This is a genomic window from Vibrio sp. YT-18 (assembly GCF_033337345.1).
GTDB lineage: Bacteria > Pseudomonadota > Gammaproteobacteria > Enterobacterales > Vibrionaceae > Vibrio > Vibrio alginolyticus.
The window spans coordinates 1-1973 of the sequence record NZ_JAWOQO010000059.1; the positions used below are offsets into that span (position 1 = coordinate 1).

The window sequence follows — 1973 nt, forward strand, 5'->3', positions numbered from 1 at the left end:
TCACGGTCTCGCGCAAGCGCACACACAAAAAGCTTAGATATGCAGACTTAGGAGCAGAAGCTGAGCAGCGAGGATCAATCAATCAATCAATCAATCAATCAATCAATTTTATTTATAAAGCCCAATATCACAAATCACAATTTGCCTCACAGGGCTTTACAGCATACGACATCCCTCTGTCCTTAGGACCCTCGCAGCAGATAAGGAAAAACTCCAAAAAAACCCTTTAACGGGGAAAAAAAACGGTAGAAACCTCAGGAAGAGCAACTGAGGAGGGATCCCTCTTCCAGGACGGACAGACGTGCAATAGATGTCGTACAGAACAGATCAGCATAATAAATTAACAGTAATCCGTATGACACAATGAGACAGAGAGAGAGAGAGAGAAAGAGAGAGAGAGATGCAGGTAATGACAGTAGCTTACAACAACATTATTGAAAGTAATAATATTATAGTTGTAGTTCTGGCTACTGTGGTACAATATGTTGAAAGTATGTATTAATATCTGGCAGTATACATGTGTGACAATAGTCATATGTGTATAATAACAGTAGAAGTATGACTAATGACTAATGATGGCAGCAGCAGCAGCAGGAGGCATCTGGCAGGACCACGGCAGCAGCACAACCACACACGTCACGCTGTCCAGGCACCGCTGCGATATGAGTTAATCTGAGAGACAGTGGAGCACAAAGGCTCCGGAGAAGAAGCCGAGTTAGTGACATCCAGAATGGCCGAGTTAGCAAGATGCAGTAATAGGACACAAGAGAGAGAGAGAGAGAGACAGAAACGGAGAGAAGGTGCCCGGTGTATTATAGGGGGTCCTCCGGCAGACTAGGCCTAAGTCAGCCTAACTAGGGGCTGGTACAGGGCAAGCCTGAGCCAGCCCTAACTATAAGCTTTATCAAAGAGGAAAGTCTTAAGTCTAGTCTTAAATGTGGAGACGGTGTCTGCCTCCCGGACCGTAACAGGAAGATGATTCCACAGGAGAGGAGCCTGATAGCTGAAGGCTCTGGCTCCTGATCTACTTTTGGAGACTTTAGGGACCACGAGTAACCCTGCGTTCTCAGAGCGCAGTGTTCTGGTGGGATAATATGGCACTATGAGCTCTCTAAGATATGACGGAGCTTGACCATTTAGAGCTTTATAAGTTAACAGTAGGATTTTAAATTCAATTCTGGATTTTACAGGGAGCCAGTGCAGAGAAGCTAAAACAGGAGAAATATGATCTCGTTTCTTAGTTCCTGTTAGTACACGTGCTGCTGCATTCTGAATTAGCTGGAGAGTTTTTAAGGACTTACTAGAGCTACCTGATAATAGAGAGTTACAGTAATCCAGCCTAGAGGTAACAAAAGCGTGGACCAATTTTTCTGCATCTTTTCGGGTCAGGATAGGCCTAATTTTCACAATATTACGCAGATGAAAAAATGCAGTCCGTGAGGTTTGTTTTAAATGAGAATTAAAAGACAAATCTTGATCAAATATTACTCCGAGGTTTCTTACGGTAGTGCTAGAGGCCAGAGCAATGCCATCTAGAGAAACTATGTCATCAGATAAAGAGTCTCTGAGTTGTTTGGGGCCAAGAACAATAACTTCAGTTTTGTCTGAATTTAACATCAGGAAATTGGTGCTCATCCAGGTTTCTCTGACTTTAAGGCAGTTATGGAGTTCAGTTAATTGTTGTTCTTCTGGCTTCATCGATAAATACAACTGTGTATCATCCGCATAACAATGGAAATTTATAGAGTGATTTCTAATGATGTTACCTAAAGGAAGCATATATAGAGTAAATAGGATTGGTCCGAGCACAGAACCTTGTGGAACTCCAAAACAAACTTTAGTACGTAGAGATGATTCATCATGAACATGAACGATCTGAAAACGATCAGATAAATCAGATTTGAACCCGCTTAGTGCAGAACCTTTTAGGCCAATTAAATGTTCCAGTCTCTGATTATCACTGTTCTTTTATC

The 1973-nt window shown here is 42.2% G+C and carries 2 protein-coding genes; one reads left to right on the top strand and one right to left on the bottom strand.

Annotated features, from left to right (window positions below; all coding sequences use genetic code 11):
- A partial coding sequence (locus R7M72_RS24210) for a hypothetical protein (RefSeq protein ID WP_318056358.1) occupies positions 1 to 230 on the top strand: 230 nt, incomplete at its 5' end.
- A gap of 658 nt (positions 231 to 888) precedes the next feature.
- Here R7M72_RS24210 and R7M72_RS24215 read toward each other — a convergent pair.
- Positions 889 to 1947: a reverse transcriptase domain-containing protein gene (locus tag R7M72_RS24215; RefSeq protein WP_318056359.1), complete on the bottom strand. Its 1059-nt coding sequence runs from the start codon at positions 1945 to 1947 to the stop codon at positions 889 to 891.
- Positions 1948 to 1973: the final 26 nt, after the last annotated feature.